Origin of the sequence: Burkholderia sp. B21-005 (assembly GCF_020843965.1) — a bacterium.
In the GTDB taxonomy this organism is placed as follows: Bacteria; Pseudomonadota; Gammaproteobacteria; order Burkholderiales; family Burkholderiaceae; genus Burkholderia; species Burkholderia ambifaria.
Map to the genome: position 1 here is coordinate 975,891 of NZ_CP086301.1, position 18,042 is coordinate 993,932.

Below are 18,042 nucleotides of genomic sequence, written 5' to 3' on the forward strand. Positions count from 1 at the left end.
GCTACTCAGGACTGCGTACTAGGCGTTGCGCGATCGCGACAGGCGCTCAGGGGCAGGCGAGGGTAGGCCTAGCGCGATTATTGACACATCGGCAATAGAGGTTTGTGTGGAGCATGGATAATGAAAGGATGCTCTCTCGCTATACTGCGATCTCTGCTTTCCGAAGCAGACTTTTTCGTTGACGGAAAAGATCTCCAAACCTTTGTCGGCGCGACTTCCCAGTCGCGCTTTTTTTTGCCCCGTCTTCTCGATCCCTACTGCGTGTACGAGCGCCGCTTGCGCTTGGCAGCCGGCGGCGTGTCGTCGGCTTCGGCCGGCAGCGGCGTATAGGTCCAGTCTTCCATCACATAGTGACGGGCGTCCAGCGGCGACGCCAGCAGGTTCTGCCAATGATCGCCGTGCCAGTTCGGATCGAACTCGGTATCGCACGGCGCTTCACGGGGCTCGGCCAGCGCGCGGGACTTGCGGCGTGCGCGTGCGAGCCGGCTCGCGAAGCGCTTGATTCCATCCAGCCACATGACCCTTCTCCTTCCATTGCCTGGCACCAGCATTGCAACGTCCCCCGCTTTTCGCAACCCGAAAAAACCCGAGGATTTTACCGACCCGTTTTTTCTCGGTAGGTTTTTCACGGTATTGATTATTGGGGATCCGATCCCGGTAATATTGACAGGTTTTTGATGCGAATCAATTAATAAAAGACGATGGTGTACCGATTCCAGTGGTATTGACGTTTTTTTGATAAAGAACGCATCAAAAATTTTCTTGACGCACCCGGATTGTCCAATTTATAAAGTGAGCACTCCGTCCCCGGGCGGAGCGCTGGGGGTGGGTATCGGCGCGCCGTTGCGGGATTTCGGGAGGCGGCTATATCAGTAGCTTTTTTGATCTAAACGAGTGGGGAAGAAAGGTATGGATACCGGTATCGTAAAATGGTTTAACGATGCTAAAGGTTTCGGCTTTATTACGTCAGACAATGGCGGCGAAGATTTGTTTGCGCACTTTTCCGAAATCCGGATGGACGGCTTCAAAACGCTGAAGGAAAACCAGCGCGTTTCCTTTGAGGTGAAACTCGGGCCGAAAGGCAAGCAGGCAGCGAATATCCAGGCGGTCTGACGCGCCACGCACTGCCGATCACGTCCGGCCCCCGCATCGCGGGGGCTTTTTGCTTTTTGGGGCATGAAAGCCGGCTACCGGCGAATCGTTTCCGGTTCGGACTGGTCGTGAACCTGCATGCCGGTGCATACTCACGAAAGCACCGTTTCCCTGCATTTTTCATGTCCGATTCTTGTCCGTCCGATCCCGCCTGCGAGCAGCCGCTCGTCTTCGTCGACCTTGAAACCACCGGTGGCTCGTCCGCCGAGCACCGCATCACCGAAATCGGCGTGGTCGAAATCGGCCCACTCGGCGTATCGACGTGGACGACGCTGGTCAACCCGGGACAGTCGATTCCACCGTTCATCGAGCAACTGACCGGCATTTCGGACGAAATGGTGCGCGATGCGCCGTCGTTCGCGTCGCTCGCACCCGCGCTGTTCGAGCGGCTCGACGGCAAGCTGTTCGTCGCGCACAACGCGAGCTTCGACCGCGGCTTCCTGCGCGCCGAATTCGAACGTGCCGGCATCGCGTTCAATCCGGACGTGCTGTGTACGGTGCGGCTGTCGCGCGCACTGTTTCCGCGCGAGGCGCGGCACGGACTCGATGCGCTGATCGAGCGGCATGGCCTTGTCCCCGCGGCCCGCCACCGGGCGCTCGCGGATGCCGATCTCCTATGGCAGTTCTGGCGTCAGTTGCACGAGATCGTGCCGCTCGAGCGTCTGCGCGACCAGATTGCGCTTACGACGCGCCACTTCCGTCTCGCGGGGGGCATGACCGAAGCGTGGCTTGATACCGCGCCCGCCGGATGCGGTGCGTACGCGCTGTTCGGGGAGGGCGACGAAGCCCTTTACGTCGGGCGCAGTGTGCGTGTGCGGCAGCGCTTGCGGGCGTTGCTGACCGGCGAGCGGCGCTCGTCGAAGGAAATGCGGCTCGCGCAGCAGGTGCGGCGAGTCGAATGGCGGGAGACCGGCAACGAGCTGGGGGCGATGCTCGCCGAAGCGCAGTGGATCGCCCGCCTGCGCCCGTCGCACAACCGGCGGCCCGCGGCAGATAAGGCCCGTGCGGGCAATGCGTGCTGGCCGTTCGACGGCGCGGTCGCGTTCGAAGCGTGCGGCGAGCGCCGCCTGTTTCACGTGATCGACGGGTGGCGCTATCTCGGTGTGGCCGAATCACTCGACGCGGCCGTGCGGCTCGTGGCCGACGGCCCGGACGGTGCGTACGAACCCCATACCCATCGCCTGCTGCAGACCCATCTCGCACGCGGCCTGCAACTGATTCCGCTCGCGGCGCTCACGCCTGCCGACTGAGCGCCGCGTGCCGCGGCGCGCGGTGGCCGCGCGTCGTCAGCCGATCGCGCTGGCGCCGCCACCCGAGCAGACGTGCGACAGCGCGGTGCCGAGCGCCTGCGTCCGGCTGGCGTCGTAGCGGGTGAGCGTCTTCCAGTTCGCAATGCTGCGGGCGAGCCGCGCCTGGCAATCGGGCGCGTCGCGCAGCGGCGCGATCTGTACGAGGGCGGCCAGCATCTTTTGCGTGAGCTGGTCGAGTGCCGGCCGCGTGCTGGTCGCGAGGTCGGGCGGCGTGCCTTCGGGCGGCCGCGTCGCGCGCCAGGTGGCAAAGAGCGCGTTCTGCACGTCCTTGCTCGCGGCGATCTGATCCTCGAAGAACGTACGCGCGAACGCCGGATCCACGCCCGCCTGTGCGGCGCGCTTCTCCACCGATGCGAGCAGTTCCGCTTCGCGCGGCTGGTCCTCGATCGCCTTGTGGTTCGCCCATTTCCAGCGTGCGACGGGTTCGGCAAGCGCGATCCGCTGCGACGCGAGCGCGACGAGGTTGGTGAGCGCGGTGTCGTCGCCGTCGGCGCGCGCGACGGGCGGCGACGAAAAAAGGGCGACGCCGAGCGCGGCGACAGCGACGCTGGCACGAATGGCTTGTTTCATCGGAACGATCGGGAGAGCCGGGCGGGCCGGAGGTGGAAAACCAGAAGGATAGACGAAGACAGTCGCGCGGCGAAACGACGCGACAGAAGAATCAGCGGACGCGCTGACCCGGCACCGTCAGGCCGTTGCAGCCCGGGTGCGAAGCGATCTGCGCCGAAAACGCAGCGATGAACCGCACGATATCGATCGACACGTGGCGGTTACAGAACCGAACGTAGGTTCACTTCGGCGAGTACAGCTTGTGCTGCTCGTCGAAGAATGCCCGGACGTGGTCGGGCAATTCGGCGAGGAATTCCACGCCGACGGGTTCCGGATCCGGGCTCATCACTTGCTCGGGCGGGGGCATGCGAGTTGGTCTTTCGTCCATGGTCGTTTCTCCAGCAGGTCCAATAATTATCAACCTCGCGCTTGGATTTATGCCAGTGGCGAATCGTTAGATTTTGTCTCTGTTGTATTAACGGCACATGCGCTGCGGCGCGCCGTGCGATGCCGACTATTGCATCCGGCTCAATCGGCAACCATCGGGTGCTTGCTATACTTGCGCGCACTTTTTCCTGGACCGCGATGAAACGGACGACGCGATGGATCGGCCTCGTATGGCTGGCGCTGGTACTGAACGTACTGTCGCCCGTCATCGGCTACGCGCGTGTCGCGTCGAGCGGTTCCGGCGAGCTCACGCTCGAGCTGTGCAGCGCGGCGGGCGCTCGGCAGGTCATCCTCGCGCAGTCCGGCGACGATCGTGGCGCAGCGTCGTTCGACCATGCCGGCGTGCCGCACTGCGTGTACTGTCCCGGCTTCGCGGCGAACGTCGCGCTCGGCACGAGCCTGCCCGCGTTGCCGGGTTTCGTGCGCGCGTTCGCATACCGGTCGGCCGCCCCGGCCGTTCCCGATTTCCCCCGCAAGGGCATCCGCCTCGCGCAGCCGCGCGGTCCGCCTGAAAACGTCCCGATCTGATTGACATCGTCCGCGCGCCCCGCAGGCGCGCGTGCCGCCCGCGGCCCGGTCCGCGCGCCGCGCCGTATGCGCGCGGCGCGTCGGCTCGCGTCCGGCGGCTCCCGGTCACGTTTTCAGGAATTCATCCATGTCGTTCACCTTCGCCGCGCGGCCGTCGCGCGGTCGGCTCGCGCTCGCTTGCGCGGCCGCTTTTGCCTGGCCTGCCGCGCAGGCGGCTGCGATCGATGGCGCGTCCGCCGAGCCGGTGGCCGGCGGCTCGGGCAACCCGGCCGGCCGTGCCGCATCGGTTGCCGCAGCTGTGCCCGCGCCGTCGGGCGACACGCTGACCGAGGTCAGCGTCACCGCCCGGCGGCAACCCGTCGATCCGGATACGCCGGCCGTCGTTGAGTCGATCACGCGCGAGCAGATCGACGCGCACACCAACGTCACGACCGAGGACGCGCTGAAGTACGCGCCCAACCTGATGGTTCGCAAGCGCTATATCGGCGACCGCAACAGCGTGTTCGCCGGCCGCGACTTCAACGAACTGCAGAGTGCGCGCGGGCTCGTGTATGCCGATGGCCTGCTGCTGTCGAACCTGCTCGGCTCGAGCTATGCATACCCGCCGCGCTGGTCGCTGATCGCGCCCGACGATATCGAGCGCGTCGACGTGCTGTATGGCCCCTTTTCCGCGCTGTATCCCGGCAACGCGATCGGCTCGACCGTGCTGCTGACGACGCGGCGCCCCGACAAACTCGAGGCGTCGCTGTCGACGCAGTTCTTCACGCAGCGCTATCACGACGGCTACGGGCTGGCGGACAGCTTCGGCGGCAATCACCAGACCGCGCGGATCGCGAACCGGATCGGCAAATTCTGGTTCTCGCTGTCGCTCGACCGGCTGGAGAACGACGGTCAGCCGATGCAGTATGCAAGCCCCAATTCCGCGTACAACCCGAAGCTCGGCGCCGCGGTGCCCGTGACGGGCGCGGCCACCGACATCGGACCCAACGGCAAGCCGCGCACGATTGTCGGCGCGCAGAACATCGAGCGGACCGAGCAGCTCAACGAGACGGTCCGGATGGGCTACGCGTTCACGGACCGCGTCGACGCGACGCTGACGCTCGGGCACTGGGAGAACCATTACCGGCAGCACGGCGAAACCTTCCTGCGCGACGCGGCCGGCAATCCCGTCTACGGCGGCAACGTGTCGATTGGCGGCCGGAACGTGACCGTCGCGCCGAGTGCATTCGCGCCGCAGCGCGGCGACCAGGAGAACTGGCTGTACGCGCTCGGCCTGAACGGCCGGCTCGATTCGGGTTGGCGGCTGTCGGGCGTGGTGTCCGCATACGACGTGTCGCGCGACGTGCTGCGCGCGGCAGCGACCGCGCAGGGCGGGGCGGGCACGCTGTTCCAGGGCGACGGCACGGGCTGGCGTACGCTCGACCTGAAGGCCGAGGCGCCGGAAGTGAAGGGCCATACGTTCACGTTCGGCTATCACTACGACAACTATTTCCTGCGCAACGTCACGTACAACACGGCCGACTGGCTGGCCGGGCCGACCACCTCGCTCGCGAGCGTCTATCAGGGTGACACGCGCACCCAGGCGCTGTTCGCGCAGGACGCGTGGCGTTTCGCGCCCGGCTGGCTCGCGACCCTCGGCCTGCGCTACGAGCGCTGGGATGCATATGGCGGGGCGCTCGGCAACGCGGACGGCACGGTCGGCTACGCGGACCGCGGCGCGAATGCGCTGTCGCCGAAAGTCGCGCTGCAGTGGGACGCGACGGACGTCTGGCGCTTCCGGGTGTCGTTCGCGACGGGCACGCGCTTCCCGACGGTCGGCGAACTGTTCCAGGGCACGATCTCGAACAACGCGATCGTCAACAACAACCCGAGCCTGCGGCCGGAAAAGGCGATCGACTGGGACTTCACGGCCGAGCGCGACGTGGGCGTCGGCGTCGTGCGCGCGAGCGTGTTCCAGAGCGACCTGCGCGATTCGATCTACAGCCAGACGACGGTGTCGGGCGCATCGACCGTCACCAACATCTCGAACGTCGATCGCGTGCGCGTGCGCGGCGTCGAACTCGGATTCAGCGGCCGGAACGTCGGGCTGCGCGGGCTCGACATCGACGCGAACGTGTCGGCGAGCAATGCGCAGATCCTGGCCGACACCGCGAATCCCGCGTACGTCGGCTCGCGCTTTCCGCGCATCCCGCGCATGCGCGCGAACCTGCTCGCGTCGTACCGCTTCGACGAGCACTGGCTCGCGAGCGTCGGCGTCCGCTACTCGGGCCGCCAGTTCAACACGCTGGACAACAGCGACGTGAATCCGGACGTGTACGGCGGCACGAGCATCTTCACGGTCGTCGACCTGAAGGCGCGCTACCGGTTCGACCGTCACTGGACCGCCTCGGTCGGCATCGACAACCTGACGGACCGCCGCTACTACGTGTTCCACCCGTATCCGGGCCGCACTTTCTTTGGAGAACTGAAATGGTCGCTGTGAAATCGTTCGCGGCAGGCTGCGCGCTGTGGCTCGCGGCGCTGTCGCCCGCCGGCGCGCACGACGCACCGAAAACCGCCGATCCGCATGCCGCGCACATGAGCATGCAGGCTGCGCCGGCGCAACAGAAGCAGCCGCTCGCAACCGGCGCCGCGTTCGACGCGCGGCACCGGCTGTGGGTCGCATGGGTCGAAGGCGCGCACGTCGTCGTCGCGCACTCGGACGACGCGGGCCGCACGCTGTCCGCGCCCGTGACCGTCAACGCGATGCCCGAGCCGATCTACACGAGCGCGGAGAATCGGCCGAAGATTGCGACGAGCCCCGACGGCCGGGCGGTGTACGTGTCGTGGTCGATGCCGCTCGATGCGCCGTACACCGGCATGGTGCGCTTCTCGCGCTCGCTCGACGGCGGCGCGACCTGGAGCGTGCCCGTCACCGTGCATCGCGACCGGCAGGCGATCACGCACCGCTTCGACATGATGGCCGTCGATCCGGCCGGCAACATCGCGATCGCGTGGATCGACAAGCGCGATCTCGTCGCGGCGAAAGCGGCGGGGCAGGCGTATGAAGGCGCGGCCGTCTACTACGCGGTGTCGCGCGACGGCGGCGCGTCGTTCGAGCCCGAGCGCAAGGTGACCGACCACACGTGCGAATGCTGCCGCATCGCGATGGCGATCGATCCGGCCGGACACATCGAAGGCGTGTGGCGCAACGTGTTCCCGGGACAGATCCGCGATCATGCGCTCGCGGTGCTGCCCGTGTCGGCGTCGGAGCCCGTCGTGCCGGTGCGTGCGACGTTCTCGAACTGGCATGTCGAGGCTTGCCCCGAGCACGGGCCGGCGCTTGCGATCACGCCCGACGGTACGCGTCATATCGCGTGGTTCGGCGTCGTCGATGGCCGCGCCGACGTGTTCTACTCGCGCATCGGCGCCGACGGCCAGCCGCGCGGCACGCCGTGGGCATTCGGCGCGAATCCGGCGGCGCCGGCCGAGCAGGCATCGCATGCGGCGCTTGTCGCGCGCGGCGACGTCGTCTGGCTTGCGTGGAAGGCGTTCGACGGCGACACGATGCAGATCAAGCTGCGCCGCTCGGACGATCGCGGCGAGCACTGGTCGGCGCCGCGCGTGATCGCGTCGACCTCGGGCGCGAGCGACAATCCACAACTGCTCGACGACGCGGGCCGCATCTACCTGTCGTGGCGTACGCGTAACGACGGCTACCGGCTGATTCCCGTGGAGGGCGCACAATGAAACGGCTGATGGTGTTGATCGGCGCCGCGCTCGCGAGCCTGCCGGCGTGGGCCGGCGAGCTGCAGCCGCTGCGCGTGGCCGAGGTCGCGAAGTTGTATGCGACGGCGCACGAACGGCCGCTCGCGGTCGAGATCTGGTCGCTCGATTGCGGATACTGCCGCGAGAACGCCGCGCATCTCGTCGCGTGGCAGCGCCGGCATCCGGACGTGCAGCTCGCCATGGTCGCGATGGACGCTTATGACGACAACGGCACCGCGATCACCCAGGCGCTCGCGCAAATGAACCTGCCGCCGCAGGTCGCGCAGTATGCGAACGCGGAGCCGATGCCCGAGCGTCTGCGGGCGGCGCTCGATGCGGGATGGCGGGGAGAAATGCCGCGTACCGTGTGGATCGGTCGCGATGGCGCACGCGAAGCGCGCAGCGGATTGCTGACGACCGACGTGCTCGACGGCTGGTCGCAGCGCGGCAAGCGCCGCTGAAAACGGAAGGCGGCGCGCGGGATGTCGCGCGCCGCTTCGATGCGAAAACAAACCAGCGCGCGCCCGAAGGCGCGCGAGAAGATCGTCAGGCCGCGCGCCTGAATAGCCGGATCACGAACAGCAGGACCACGGCGCCGATGACAGCGACGATCACCGAGCCGATGAAGCCGCTGCCGATGGTGATGCCGAGCATCCCGGCCAGCCAGCCGCCGATCACCGCGCCGACGATACCGACGATGATGTCGACGATCAGGCCGAACCCGCCGCCCTTGACCAGCAGGCCTGCCAGCCAGCCGGCGATCGCGCCGATGATGAGCCACATAATCAAGCCATGAGTCATGGTGATCCTCTCCTTGTATTGAGTCGAAATGACCGGACGTCGGCTGTTTCGCCGCAAGCTGCAGGAAGGCGGCATGCGACCGCCGCGCCGCCCACGCAATGTAACGCGATAGACGGGTCGGAATCGTTAAGTAATGTTATGCACCCTTAACGGGTTTTTCCAGGGGATTCGTCTGCCTACGGCGCGGCGGGGGCGCAAACGATGCGCGGCGAAATGAACCTGTAAGGAAGGGTGCTGCCCGTTCGGCGGTGTGTCATGCGTCATTGTCCGCGCGCCGGCGCCGGTGCGCCCGTATCGGGCAGGCCGTCGCCGGCGTCTGCAATCAGGCGGGTGACGGTCGCCGTATCGCCGATCGTCTCGATCGCCAGCAGCGCGAAGCGGGCGAGAAAGAGCGGGGCGTCGGTTTCGCCGATGCGGGTCATCGCGCGGCACAGGTCGGTGTAGAGGATGTCGCGTTCGGTGTCGGTCATCATGCGTTCTCCTGAAGATCGGCCGACGTGCGCGGGCGAAGCGCACGCTCGAGTGAGGCGGTCAGGTCGGCGGGGCGCGCGTCGTGCCAGCGGCCGAGCACGTGTCCGTCCGGACGCACGAGGTAGACGGTGCCGTCGCGCGCACCGTACAGGTCGAACAGCCGGTCGTCGGCATCGTAGCCGTCGCATCCCGGATGGTGCGATGCCGCATGCCGCGCGAGCGTTACCAGCGCGAACGGTATGCGGGCGGCGTGCAGGTGTTGCTCGAGTTCGGCGAACGATGGATCGGGCGCGCCGTCGCGCGTGAAGCGCAACGCCGTGAAGCATGGGCCGACGAGATCGGTCAGATGGCCGCGGCGTGCGCCGCCGGCGTTGCCGATGTCGAGCGACGTCTGCAGCATCAGCGGACATTCCGCGAGTACGGTGCCGGGCGCCGGTCCGGCCGGAAATGCATCGCGCTCGTCCGCGTTGAGCGGCGACGCCGTGTACGCGATGGCCGTCGTCTGGCGCGGATTGATCAGCGAGCGCAACGCCGGATGCCGGACCGCGAGTGTCAGCACGGCCTTGCGCATCAGCTCGAACGCGAACGACGGCGGCGCCATGAACTCGGTGCTCTTGGTGCCGTAGCGCAGGTTCTCGTGCGTCGCGAACACCCGCTCGTCCGAATAGCTGTCGAGCAGTGCGTCCGACGCGAGGCCGCGAATCACGTACGCCAGTTTCCACGCGACGTTGTCGGCGTCGTCGATGCCCGAATTCGCGCCGCGCACGCCGAAGATCGGCACGAGGTGCGCGGCGTCGCCGCAGAACAGCACGCGGCCGTGCCGGTAGCGTTCGAGCGTCAGTGCGTTCGCCTTGTAGATCGTGATCCAGATCGGCGACCAGTCGCCGCGTTCGCCCATCATGTCCAGCAGGTTCTGCACGCGCGGGATCACGTTCTCGGGCTTCACGGCCGCGTCGGGATCCTCGTCGTCGCGCAGTTGGTAGTCGATCCGCCACACGTTGTCGGGCTGCTTATGGACGAGCACCGTCGAGCCGGGGTTCGACGGCGGGTCGAAATACGCGAGCCGTTCGGTCGGCCGGTCGCTGTCGAGCGCGATGTCGACGATCACGTAGCGGCCTTCGTAGCTCGTGCCCTGAAGCGACAGGCCGAGCGCATCGCGCATCGTGCTGCGCCCGCCATCGCTCGCGACGATCCAGTCGGCATCGAGTGCGTAGCCGCCGAGCGGCGTTTCGATGTCGAGGCGCACGCCGTCCGGGTAGCGCGTGACGCCCGCGACCTTCGCCTGCCAGCGGATCTCGATGAGCTCGGGGCGGCGCAGCGCGGCATCGAGCAGGAACTGCTCGATGTGATACTGCGCGAGGTTCACCATCGGCGGCAGCTTCTGGTTCTCGTCCTGCGGCATCGTGAAATGCAGCACTTCGTCGCGACGATGGAAACTGCGCCCGCCGCTCCACGGCAGTCCGACGCGCAGGAAGTCGTCGAGCGCGCCGAGCCGCTCGATGATCTCGAGGCTGCGTCGCGAGATGCAGATCGCGCGGCTGCCGTGACAGACCGAGTCGTCGGCTTCGAGCAGCACGCTGCGGATGCCGTGGTTGGCGAGGCCGAGTGCGACGGCGAGACCCACCGGCCCGCCACCGACGATCGCGACGCGGTGCCGCTGCGTATCGACACCGTCGCTGCAGGTCGGCAGGTGCGCCGCGTGGCGCGCGGCGACGAACGGATATGGCTTGAATTCGATGCCCATCGTTGGCTTCCAGGTTGCAGTGATCGGACGCACCCGCGCGATGATGCGAGGCGTGCGGCGGGTCGAGGCAGTATGGAAGCCGCGCCGATCACCGCTGTCCCCATTCCGGGTACGGCGAACGGATGGCGGCGGGTCGGGATTTACCCGGACGCGTTCAGGATCGGCGGGCGCCGTTCACGGTTGCAGGCACAGCGCAAACAGCTGGCGCTGGCTCGAGATGCCGAGACGCCGGTACGCGCGCTTCTGGTAGGTGACGACGCTCGACGCCTTCACGCCGATCATGTCGCCGATTTCCCGCGCGCTCTGGCCTTCGAGCACACCGCGCAGCACGTCGAGTTCGCGCTTGGACAATGCCGGACAGGCGCCGCGCAGCCGCGCGAGCATCAGTTGCGGGATGCCGATCTGCGTCGAACCCACGAGCGCGTAATGATGTTGCGCCGCCTGCGCGATCAGCGGCGCGAGCGTTTCGATGGCCGCGATCTCGCGCGGCTGGAATGCGCCGCTGCGATGCGCGCGATACAGGTTGATCGACAACCAGGTCGAGTCGTTCGGCTGCATCAGCAGCGCGAGGCGATCGGATACGTCGGGGCCGCGGTAGCAGGCCGCGCGATACGCGTCGTGACCGATCTCGTCGCCGGCCTGCTGATGCAGCAGCACGTCGCGGCGGTGCGTACCGCGACCGGCGGCCGAGACGATCGTCTGGTTGCCGTCGAGCGCATAGAAATGTCGCGCGTAGGTGTCGGCGACATCGCGCAGGTAGCGGCCGCCGCGATGATCGGCGACCGACACGGTGCGCGGCCGGTTGCCGAACTCGTACGCGAAGATCGTGCACTGCGTGACGGACAGCGCATCGTCGAACAGCTTCAGGATTTCCGCGGCGAACGCGTTCGGCTCGCTGCCGCCGATCGCGGCGACGAGGCCGGTCGCACGGGACACGTCCAGTTGCCCGCTGAGGTTCGGTCGCTCGAGACGCCAGGTGCGCATGATGCAAGGGAGGGCAGGGTGATCCGGCGATTGTAATCGGCGGTGTGCGGGGTGGGAGTCGGGAGATGCCCGCAAGCGGAAATGACGGGGCGGGCGCACGATTTCGTGTATCGGAAAACGCGGCCGGAAAAGAGAAAAGGCCTGACAAGCGATGCTTGTCAGGCCTTTATGTCTTGGTGCCGGAGATAGGAGTCGAACCTACGACCTTCGCATTACGAATGCGCTGCTCTACCAACTGAGCTACACCGGCAGCAGAGAAATGAAATTATATGGTCAAATCCGAGATCTTGGCAATAGGTTTTGCGAAATTTTTTCAGCTTGCTGCTGCTTCGCGAAACCATCGATCCGGCGGACTTCCCGCTTTCACTTCATTGCGACGCAGCCTGTCAGGGCCACATCGCGAAGGCGCGATTGTACTGACGTCTCGCACCTTCGTCCAGTGCTGCGGGGCAAATTTATTTGCCTTCGCCTTCGTTGTGATAGCCGGTCACGCGCTCGACTTCGTTCTTCGAACCGAGGAAGACCGGCACACGCTGGTGCAGGCCGGTCGGCTGCACTTCCATGATGCGCTGCGTGCCCGTCGTCGCGGCGCCGCCCGCCTGTTCGACGATGAACGACATCGGGTTCGCTTCATACATCAGGCGCAGCTTGCCCGGGCGATCGGGCGTGCGCTTGTCGGCCGGGTACATGAAGATGCCGCCGCGGTTCAGGATCCGGTGCACGTCGGCCACCATCGACGCGATCCAGCGCATGTTGAAGTTGTCGCCGCGCGGGCCGTCCTTGCCGGCGTTCAGTTCGTCGACATAGCGCTGGACCGGCTCGTACCAGTGGCGCGCGTTCGACGCGTTGATCGCGTATTCGCGCGTATCGGCCGGGATCTGCATGTTGCTTTGCGTGAGCACCCACGAACCGACTTCGCGGTCGAGCGTGAAGCAGTTCACGCCGTTGCCGGTCGTCAGCACGAACACCGTTTGCGGGCCGTACACCGCGTAGCCGGCCGCGACTTGCTCCGTACCGGGCTGCAGGAACGATTCCTCGGTGGCCTGCTTGCCGTCCGGGCAGCGCAGCACCGAGAAAATCGTGCCGATCGACACGTTCACGTCGATGTTCGACGAGCCGTCGAGCGGATCGAACACGAGCAGGTATTCGCCGCGCGGGTAGTTCGCGGGGATCGGGAAGAACGTTTCCATCTCCTCCGACGCCATCGCGGCGAGGTTGCCGCCCCATTCGTTCGCGTCGAGCAGGATCTCGTTCGACAGGATGTCGAGCTTCTTCTGCACTTCGCCCTGGACGTTCTCGCTGCCGGCGGTGCCGAGCGCTTCGCCGAGCGCGCCCTTCGACACGTTGTAGCTGATCGCCTTGCACGCGCGTGCGACGACTTCGATCAGCAGGCGCAGGTCGGCGGGGAGGTTGTTGGTCTCACGTTGCTGTTCGATCAGGAACTTCGACAGCGTGGTGCGGCGGGCAATGGACATGACTGACTCCGAAAGGCCAAAGAATCCTTGAATGCCCGCAATTTTACCCGCCGCGCCTCCCGCGCCGCCGGCTTTTTTCGTCCGGTTACATGGCCGGGCGGCCGATTCGGCCGGGTGCCGGCGTGCGCGGCGCGGCGGACCGGCCCTGCGGCGGCGGGACCGCCGGGCGGTCGAACGCGCGCTCCGGCTCCGACCCCGCGAACCTTCAGCCGATAAAAAAGCCGGCGCCGCAACGGGGCGGCGCCGGCTTCTTCGCGCGGGAGCGCGACGCGAATCGCATGCGTGCCGTTACGCGAGCGCCTTCTCGACGATCTCGCGCACGTCGCGCGATTTCGCGCCGGCCGCGACCTGCTCCAGGGCTTCGCGCATCCGGTCGCGCAGCGCCGGCGTGAAGCGGCGCCACAGTTCGAGCGAGCGGGCGAGGCGCGCGGCGACTTGCGGATTGATCGCGTCGAGCGCGAGCACCTGTTCGGCCCAGAACGCGTAGCCCGAACCGTCCGCCGCGTGGAATTGCGCCGGGTTCGCCGCGCAGAAGCTGAAGATCAGCGAGCGTGCGCGATTCGGGTTCTTCAGGTTGAACGCGGGGTGGGCCATCAGCTTGCGGACTTTCGCGAGCGTCGGCTGGGCGGCCGTGCCGCGTTGCGCCGCCTGCATCGCGAACCACTTGTCGATCACGAGCGCTTCCTTCTCGAAGCGACGGTAGAAGTCGCCGAGCGCACGCGTGGCCGCGTCGTTCGCGCCCGAGGCCGCGGCGGACAGCAGCGCGCCGAGCGCGGCGGCGCGATCGGTCATGTTGTTCGCCGCGTCGTACTGCGCGGTCGCGATGCGCACGGCGTCGGCCGGATCCTCGAGTTCGGCGAGATACGCGAGCGCGAGGTTCTTCAGCGCGCGGCGGCCGGACGCTTCGGGCGTCGGCTCGTACGCGCCCGGCGTCTGGTGCTGCTCGTGCGCGGCGAGCCACTCGGCGCGCAGCGCGGTCGCGAGCTGGCGGCGCACGAACTGGCGTGCGCGATGCACGGCGGCCGGATCGGCTTCCGCCATCTGGTCGGCGAGATAGGTTTCCGACGGCAGCGTCAGCGCGAGTTCGCGGAACGCGGGCGACAGGTTTTCATCGGTCAGCACGCGGCGGAACGCGGCGACGAAGTTGCCGCCGAGCGTGAGCGGCTGGTTCGCGGCGGCGCGCGCGGCGAGCGTCAGCAGCGCGCGCGTCGCGAGGCGCTGGCCGGCTTCCCAGCGGTTGAACGGGTCGCTGTCGTGCGCGAGCAGGAACGCGAGATCGTCGTCGCTGTAGTCGTACTCGACGATCACCGGCGCCGAGAAATTGCGCAGCAGCGACGGCAGCGGCTGTTCCGGCACGTCGACGAACGTGAAGGTCTGCTCGGTGTCGGTGAAGTCGAGCACGCGCGTCGTGCCCGACGCGGCGGCTTCGCCGTCGAGACGCAGCGGCAGGTCGCGGCCGTCGCGGCCGATCAGGCCGATCGCGAACGGGATCAGCAGCGGCCCCTGTTGCGTCTCGCGCGCCGCCGGCGACGCATCGCCGTAGCCCTGCGCGAGCGTGACCGTGTAGCGGCGTGCGGCCGCGTCGTACGCGGTACGCACCGACACGCGCGGCGTGCCGGCCTGGCTGTACCAGCGCTCGAACTGCGCGAGATCGCGCCCGTTCGCGTCGGCCATCGCGTGACGGAAGTCGTCGCACGTCACGGCGTGACCGTCGTGGCGCTTGAAGTACAGGTCCATCCCCTTGCGGAACCCGTCGCGGCCGAGCAGCGTCTGGTACATCCGCACGACTTCCGAGCCTTTCTCGTAGACGGTCATCGTGTAGAAGTTGTTGATCTCGACGTAGCTTTCCGGACGCACCGGATGCGCCATCGGGCCCGCGTCCTCGGCGAACTGCAACTGGCGCAGCACGCGCACGTCCTCGATGCGCTTGACCGCGCGGGCCGCCGATGCGACGTCGTCGCCCGCTGCCATGTCGGCCGAGAACTCCTGATCGCGGAACACCGTCAGGCCTTCCTTCAGGCTCAGCTGGAACCAGTCGCGGCAGGTCACGCGGTTGCCGGTCCAGTTGTGGAAGTACTCGTGGCCGACCACCGACTCGATGTTCGCGAAGTCGGTGTCGGTCGCGGTCTCGGGGTTCGCCAGCACGTACTTCGTGTTGAAGATGTTGAGCCCCTTGTTCTCCATCGCGCCCATGTTGAAGTCACCGACCGCGACGATCATGAAGCGGTCGAGATCGAGCTCGAGACCGAAGCGCTTCTCGTCCCAGCGGATCGAGTGGATCAGCGAATCCATCGCGTGACGGGTCTTGTCGAGATCGGCCGGTTCGACCCACACCTGCAGCAGCTTTTCCTTGCCGGAGCCGGACGTGATCTTCTCCTCGATCGCGACGAGCTTGCCCGCGACGAGCGCGAACAGGTAGCTCGGCTTGCGGAACGGGTCTTCCCATTTCGCGAAGTGGCGGCCGTCGGGCAGCTCGCCCGAGTCGACCAGGTTGCCGTTCGACAGCAGCACCGGATAGGCGGCCTTGTCGGCGCGCAGCGTGACGGTGTAGGAGGCCATCACGTCGGGGCGGTCGAGGAAGTAGGTGATGCGGCGAAAGCCTTCGGCCTCGCACTGCGTGAAGAAGTTGCCGCTCGATACGTACAGGCCGGACAGCGTCGTGTTCTGGTCCGGCGCGCACGCGTTCTCGAGCGTGAGCTCGAACGCGTCGGGCACGTTTTCGACGGTCAGCCCGTGTTCGTGCGCACGCACCGCACCGTACGGCGCGCCGTCGAGCTGCGCGCCGAGGAATTCGAGCGCTTCGCCCATCAGCTCCAGATGCGGGGTGGGCGCCGCGTCCGGATTGCGGCGCACGCGCATCGTATTCCTGACGATCGTACGGGCCGGCGCGAGATCGAATTCGAGTGCGACGGAATCGATGAGGAAGGCCGGCGGCGTGTAGTCGGCGCGGCGGATCACGGTGGAGGAGGCGTTGTCGGACATGGTCGTCGAGATCGGTGGGGTGGGGATCGGGCCCGCAGCGCGGACCGGGCGAACCGGGCCATTGTACAAAGGCTTGCGGCCGCGTGCCGCAGCGAACTTTTTACCGGTTCGGGCAGTCCGCGTATTATCGGCATCCCGTGCGGTTCGCGCGGTGCGACGTACGGATGACGGATCGACGAGGATCGACATGAAACGCGAATGGATTCAACGCGGTGCGGGCTGGGCGGCGGTGCTGTGCGTGGCGCTGCTGACGGGCTGCACCAGCTACGTGACGACGCAGGTCACGGCCTTCTCCGACTGGAGCGGCAGCGACGCGACACGCACTTACGCCTTCACGCGCACCGATGCGCAGAAACACAGCATCGAGCAGTCGACCTACGAGCCGATCGTCGCGAACGAGTTGTCCGCGTACGCATTCCGGCAGGTGCCGGCCGCGCAGGCGCGCTATCTGGTCGGGCTGACCTACGGGGTCGGCAGCGATCTGGTGACGGTGCCGCAGCCGGTCTACTACGACCCGTGGTTCGCGGGGCCGGGGCCGTACTGGCGGGGCGGGCCGTGGGGCCCGTGGGGGCCCTGGGGGCCGATGCCGGCAGGTTATGTCGCGCAGACCTACCAGGTGTTCGACTACACGCTCGGCATCCGGATCACCGAGCGCGCGACCGGCAAGGAGGTCTACAACGTGACCGCGCGCACCACCGGCGACAACGGTGCGCTGCTGTATGCGATGCCGTTCCTCGCGCGCAGCGCGCTCGCCGATTTCCCGTTGGCGAACGGCGCGATCCGCACGGTGCGGCTGCCGGTCGACAAGCGCGGCGGGCCCGCGGCGGCGCCGGCCGCCAACGAGCGTGCGGTGCCGGCCGTGCCGGCCTCGGGTGCGGCGCTCGCGAAGTAACGCGCTGTCGACACCGGCGCGGCCGCCCGGCCGCGCCACCTGCCTGCGTGCGTTGTGTGCGTCAGACCCCGACGCCCAGCAACGCCAGCGCGCCCAGCACGATGAACAGCACGGCCGCGATGCCGTGCACCAGCTTCGTCGGCAGGCGGTGCGCGAAACGGTCGCCCAGCAGGATCGCGGGCACGTTCGCGAGCATCATCCCGAAGGTCGTGCCGGCCACCACGCCGATGTAATCCTGGAAGCGCGCGGCGAGCGCGACGGTCGCGATCTGCGTCTTGTCACCCATTTCCGCGAGGAAGAACGCGACGAGCGTCGCGCCGAACACGCCGAGCCGCGAGCGGGTCGCATTGGCTTCGTCGGCATCGAGCTTGTCCGGCACGAGGATCCACAATCCCATCGCGATGAACGAGAACGCGAGCGCCCAGCGCATGATCGACGGCGTGACGAGTATGCCGAGCCACTCGCCGAACGCACCGGCGAAGCCGTGGTTCACGAGCGTCGCGACGAGCACGCCGAGAATGATCGGCACGGGCTTGCGATAGCGCGCGGCCAGCACGAGGGACAGCAGTTGGGTCTTGTCGCCGATTTCAGCGAGGGCGACGGCGCCGGTGGAGATCAGGAAGGCTTGAGACACGTATGGGGTTCCACGGGCCGATGTTGTGCGTGCGAGCGACGATCCGCCGCGCGCCGGGCCCTGATGCGGCGCGCAGTGAACCATCGGTCTCGCCAGGCCTTGGTGGCTGCGTCCGCCATGGCCGCATGGCCAAGTCTGTTGACGGACGCCTCCGTCACGATGCGCGCCGGGAGCGCGGGACATCGAGCGGAGCGGCTACTCCCCAATGAGGGGCGAATTCTAGCACGGCGGGTGCGGCGGGCGGAGCGAATCCGGCGGCTCCGGCATGCGCCGTAGCGCACGCCGGAGCAGGAGGGGAGCGGGGGAGGGAGCGGGCAAACGCGCGC

The 18,042-nt window shown here is 67.2% G+C and carries 17 protein-coding genes, 1 tRNA gene and 1 riboswitch; of the genes, 7 read left to right on the forward strand and 11 right to left on the reverse strand.

Annotation, left to right across the window (positions count from 1 at the left end):
• Positions 1 to 254: 254 nt before the first annotated feature.
• Positions 255 to 518, reverse strand: coding sequence for a hypothetical protein (locus tag LMA02_RS04545; protein WP_006750856.1), 264 nt, complete (start codon positions 516 to 518; stop codon positions 255 to 257).
• Between the two features lie 391 nt (positions 519 to 909).
• Between LMA02_RS04545 and LMA02_RS04550 the strand changes: the two genes are divergently transcribed.
• A complete protein-coding gene (locus tag LMA02_RS04550) occupies positions 910 to 1,113 on the forward strand; it encodes a cold-shock protein (protein WP_006750857.1) in 204 nt (67 codons plus the stop codon).
• Between the two features lie 161 nt (positions 1,114 to 1,274).
• Positions 1,275 to 2,402: an exonuclease domain-containing protein gene (locus LMA02_RS04555; RefSeq protein ID WP_228907607.1), complete on the forward strand. Its 1,128-nt coding sequence runs from the start codon at positions 1,275 to 1,277 to the stop codon at positions 2,400 to 2,402.
• Positions 2,403 to 2,438: 36 nt separating this feature from the next.
• Here LMA02_RS04555 and LMA02_RS04560 read toward each other — a convergent pair whose 3' ends face one another.
• Positions 2,439 to 3,032 carry a chorismate mutase gene (locus LMA02_RS04560; RefSeq protein WP_228907088.1) on the reverse strand — a complete coding sequence of 198 codons (594 nt, stop codon included), beginning with the start codon at positions 3,030 to 3,032 and terminating at the stop codon, positions 2,439 to 2,441.
• Positions 3,033 to 3,252: 220 nt separating this feature from the next.
• Complete coding sequence (locus LMA02_RS04565; RefSeq protein WP_006756195.1) at positions 3,253 to 3,399, reverse strand: hypothetical protein; 147 nt, start codon at positions 3,397 to 3,399, stop codon at positions 3,253 to 3,255.
• A 197-nt stretch (positions 3,400 to 3,596) separates the two neighbouring features.
• On the opposite strand from LMA02_RS04565, the gene LMA02_RS04570 reads away from it, so the two are divergent.
• The 4 genes from LMA02_RS04570 to LMA02_RS04585 all read left to right on the forward strand — a co-directional run bounded on the left by LMA02_RS04570 (position 3,597) and on the right by LMA02_RS04585 (position 8,194).
• The gene (locus LMA02_RS04570) at positions 3,597 to 3,986 is read left to right on the forward strand and encodes a DUF2946 domain-containing protein (RefSeq protein WP_228907089.1); all 390 of its coding nucleotides are present in this window, start codon (positions 3,597 to 3,599) and stop codon (positions 3,984 to 3,986) included.
• Positions 3,987 to 4,113: 127 nt separating this feature from the next.
• A complete protein-coding gene (locus tag LMA02_RS04575; protein ID WP_228907090.1) occupies positions 4,114 to 6,468 on the forward strand; it encodes a TonB-dependent receptor in 2,355 nt (784 codons plus the stop codon).
• Entirely contained in the window at positions 6,456 to 7,715 is a 1,260-nt protein-coding gene (locus LMA02_RS04580) for a sialidase family protein (RefSeq protein ID WP_228907091.1), read from the forward strand. The genes LMA02_RS04575 and LMA02_RS04580 overlap by 13 nt, the downstream gene beginning before the upstream one ends.
• Positions 7,712 to 8,194 (forward strand): TlpA family protein disulfide reductase, encoded by a 483-nt coding sequence (locus LMA02_RS04585; protein WP_228907092.1) that lies wholly within the window; start codon positions 7,712 to 7,714, stop codon positions 8,192 to 8,194. Before LMA02_RS04580 ends, LMA02_RS04585 begins: the two co-directional genes overlap by 4 nt.
• Before the next feature lie 85 nt (positions 8,195 to 8,279).
• Here LMA02_RS04585 and LMA02_RS04590 read toward each other — a convergent pair whose 3' ends face one another.
• The 7 genes from LMA02_RS04590 to pepN all read right to left on the reverse strand — a co-directional run bounded on the left by LMA02_RS04590 (position 8,280) and on the right by pepN (position 16,190).
• A complete protein-coding gene (locus LMA02_RS04590; protein WP_006753220.1) occupies positions 8,280 to 8,534 on the reverse strand; it encodes a GlsB/YeaQ/YmgE family stress response membrane protein in 255 nt (84 codons plus the stop codon).
• A 260-nt stretch (positions 8,535 to 8,794) separates the two neighbouring features.
• Positions 8,795 to 9,007, reverse strand: coding sequence for a hypothetical protein (locus tag LMA02_RS04595; protein ID WP_228907093.1), 213 nt, complete (start codon positions 9,005 to 9,007; stop codon positions 8,795 to 8,797).
• A complete protein-coding gene (locus LMA02_RS04600; protein ID WP_228907094.1) occupies positions 9,004 to 10,749 on the reverse strand; it encodes an FAD-dependent oxidoreductase in 1,746 nt (581 codons plus the stop codon). The genes LMA02_RS04595 and LMA02_RS04600 overlap by 4 nt, the downstream gene beginning before the upstream one ends.
• Positions 10,750 to 10,923: 174 nt before the next feature.
• The gene (locus tag LMA02_RS04605; protein ID WP_228907095.1) at positions 10,924 to 11,733 is read right to left on the reverse strand and encodes a helix-turn-helix transcriptional regulator; all 810 of its coding nucleotides are present in this window, start codon (positions 11,731 to 11,733) and stop codon (positions 10,924 to 10,926) included.
• Between the two features lie 174 nt (positions 11,734 to 11,907).
• A tRNA-Thr gene (locus LMA02_RS04610) sits at positions 11,908 to 11,983 on the reverse strand.
• Positions 11,984 to 12,188: 205 nt separating this feature from the next.
• The gene (locus LMA02_RS04615; protein WP_166725654.1) at positions 12,189 to 13,208 is read right to left on the reverse strand and encodes a class 1 fructose-bisphosphatase; all 1,020 of its coding nucleotides are present in this window, start codon (positions 13,206 to 13,208) and stop codon (positions 12,189 to 12,191) included.
• Between the two features lie 288 nt (positions 13,209 to 13,496).
• Positions 13,497 to 16,190: an aminopeptidase N gene (pepN, locus tag LMA02_RS04620; RefSeq protein WP_228907096.1), complete on the reverse strand. Its 2,694-nt coding sequence runs from the start codon at positions 16,188 to 16,190 to the stop codon at positions 13,497 to 13,499.
• Positions 16,191 to 16,377: 187 nt separating this feature from the next.
• Here pepN and LMA02_RS04625 point away from each other — a divergent pair, with 187 nt between their 5' ends.
• Positions 16,378 to 17,082, forward strand: a complete 705-nt coding sequence (locus tag LMA02_RS04625) for a DUF4136 domain-containing protein (protein ID WP_228907097.1) — start codon at positions 16,378 to 16,380, stop codon at positions 17,080 to 17,082.
• 61 nt (positions 17,083 to 17,143) lie between these two features.
• On the opposite strand, the gene LMA02_RS04630 is transcribed toward LMA02_RS04625, so the two are convergent.
• Entirely contained in the window at positions 17,144 to 17,716 is a 573-nt protein-coding gene (locus tag LMA02_RS04630) for a TMEM165/GDT1 family protein (RefSeq protein WP_166725651.1), read from the reverse strand.
• Positions 17,717 to 17,794: 78 nt separating this feature from the next.
• Positions 17,795 to 17,932: riboswitch (yybP-ykoY riboswitch) on the reverse strand.
• Between the last annotated feature and the right edge of the window lie 110 nt (positions 17,933 to 18,042).

What these genes read in the sequence shown, in the direction of transcription:
- LMA02_RS04545 (WP_006750856.1), bottom strand. Translation starts at nt 518, where the DNA reads ATGTGGCTGGATGGAATCAAGCGCTTCGCGAGCCGGCTCGCACGCGCA.
- LMA02_RS04550 (WP_006750857.1), top strand. Translation starts at nt 910, where the DNA reads ATGGATACCGGTATCGTAAAATGGTTTAACGATGCTAAAGGTTTCGGC.
- LMA02_RS04555 (WP_228907607.1), top strand. Translation starts at nt 1,275, where the DNA reads ATGTCCGATTCTTGTCCGTCCGATCCCGCCTGCGAGCAGCCGCTCGTC.
- LMA02_RS04560 (WP_228907088.1), bottom strand. Translation starts at nt 3,032, where the DNA reads ATGAAACAAGCCATTCGTGCCAGCGTCGCTGTCGCCGCGCTCGGCGTC.
- LMA02_RS04565 (WP_006756195.1), bottom strand. Translation starts at nt 3,399, where the DNA reads ATGGACGAAAGACCAACTCGCATGCCCCCGCCCGAGCAAGTGATGAGC.
- LMA02_RS04570 (WP_228907089.1), top strand. Translation starts at nt 3,597, where the DNA reads ATGAAACGGACGACGCGATGGATCGGCCTCGTATGGCTGGCGCTGGTA.
- LMA02_RS04575 (WP_228907090.1), top strand. Translation starts at nt 4,114, where the DNA reads ATGTCGTTCACCTTCGCCGCGCGGCCGTCGCGCGGTCGGCTCGCGCTC.
- LMA02_RS04580 (WP_228907091.1), top strand. Translation starts at nt 6,456, where the DNA reads ATGGTCGCTGTGAAATCGTTCGCGGCAGGCTGCGCGCTGTGGCTCGCG.
- LMA02_RS04585 (WP_228907092.1), top strand. Translation starts at nt 7,712, where the DNA reads ATGAAACGGCTGATGGTGTTGATCGGCGCCGCGCTCGCGAGCCTGCCG.
- LMA02_RS04590 (WP_006753220.1), bottom strand. Translation starts at nt 8,534, where the DNA reads ATGACTCATGGCTTGATTATGTGGCTCATCATCGGCGCGATCGCCGGC.
- LMA02_RS04595 (WP_228907093.1), bottom strand. Translation starts at nt 9,007, where the DNA reads ATGATGACCGACACCGAACGCGACATCCTCTACACCGACCTGTGCCGC.
- LMA02_RS04600 (WP_228907094.1), bottom strand. Translation starts at nt 10,749, where the DNA reads ATGGGCATCGAATTCAAGCCATATCCGTTCGTCGCCGCGCGCCACGCG.
- LMA02_RS04605 (WP_228907095.1), bottom strand. Translation starts at nt 11,733, where the DNA reads ATGCGCACCTGGCGTCTCGAGCGACCGAACCTCAGCGGGCAACTGGAC.
- LMA02_RS04615 (WP_166725654.1), bottom strand. Translation starts at nt 13,208, where the DNA reads ATGTCCATTGCCCGCCGCACCACGCTGTCGAAGTTCCTGATCGAACAG.
- pepN (WP_228907096.1), bottom strand. Translation starts at nt 16,190, where the DNA reads ATGTCCGACAACGCCTCCTCCACCGTGATCCGCCGCGCCGACTACACG.
- LMA02_RS04625 (WP_228907097.1), top strand. Translation starts at nt 16,378, where the DNA reads ATGAAACGCGAATGGATTCAACGCGGTGCGGGCTGGGCGGCGGTGCTG.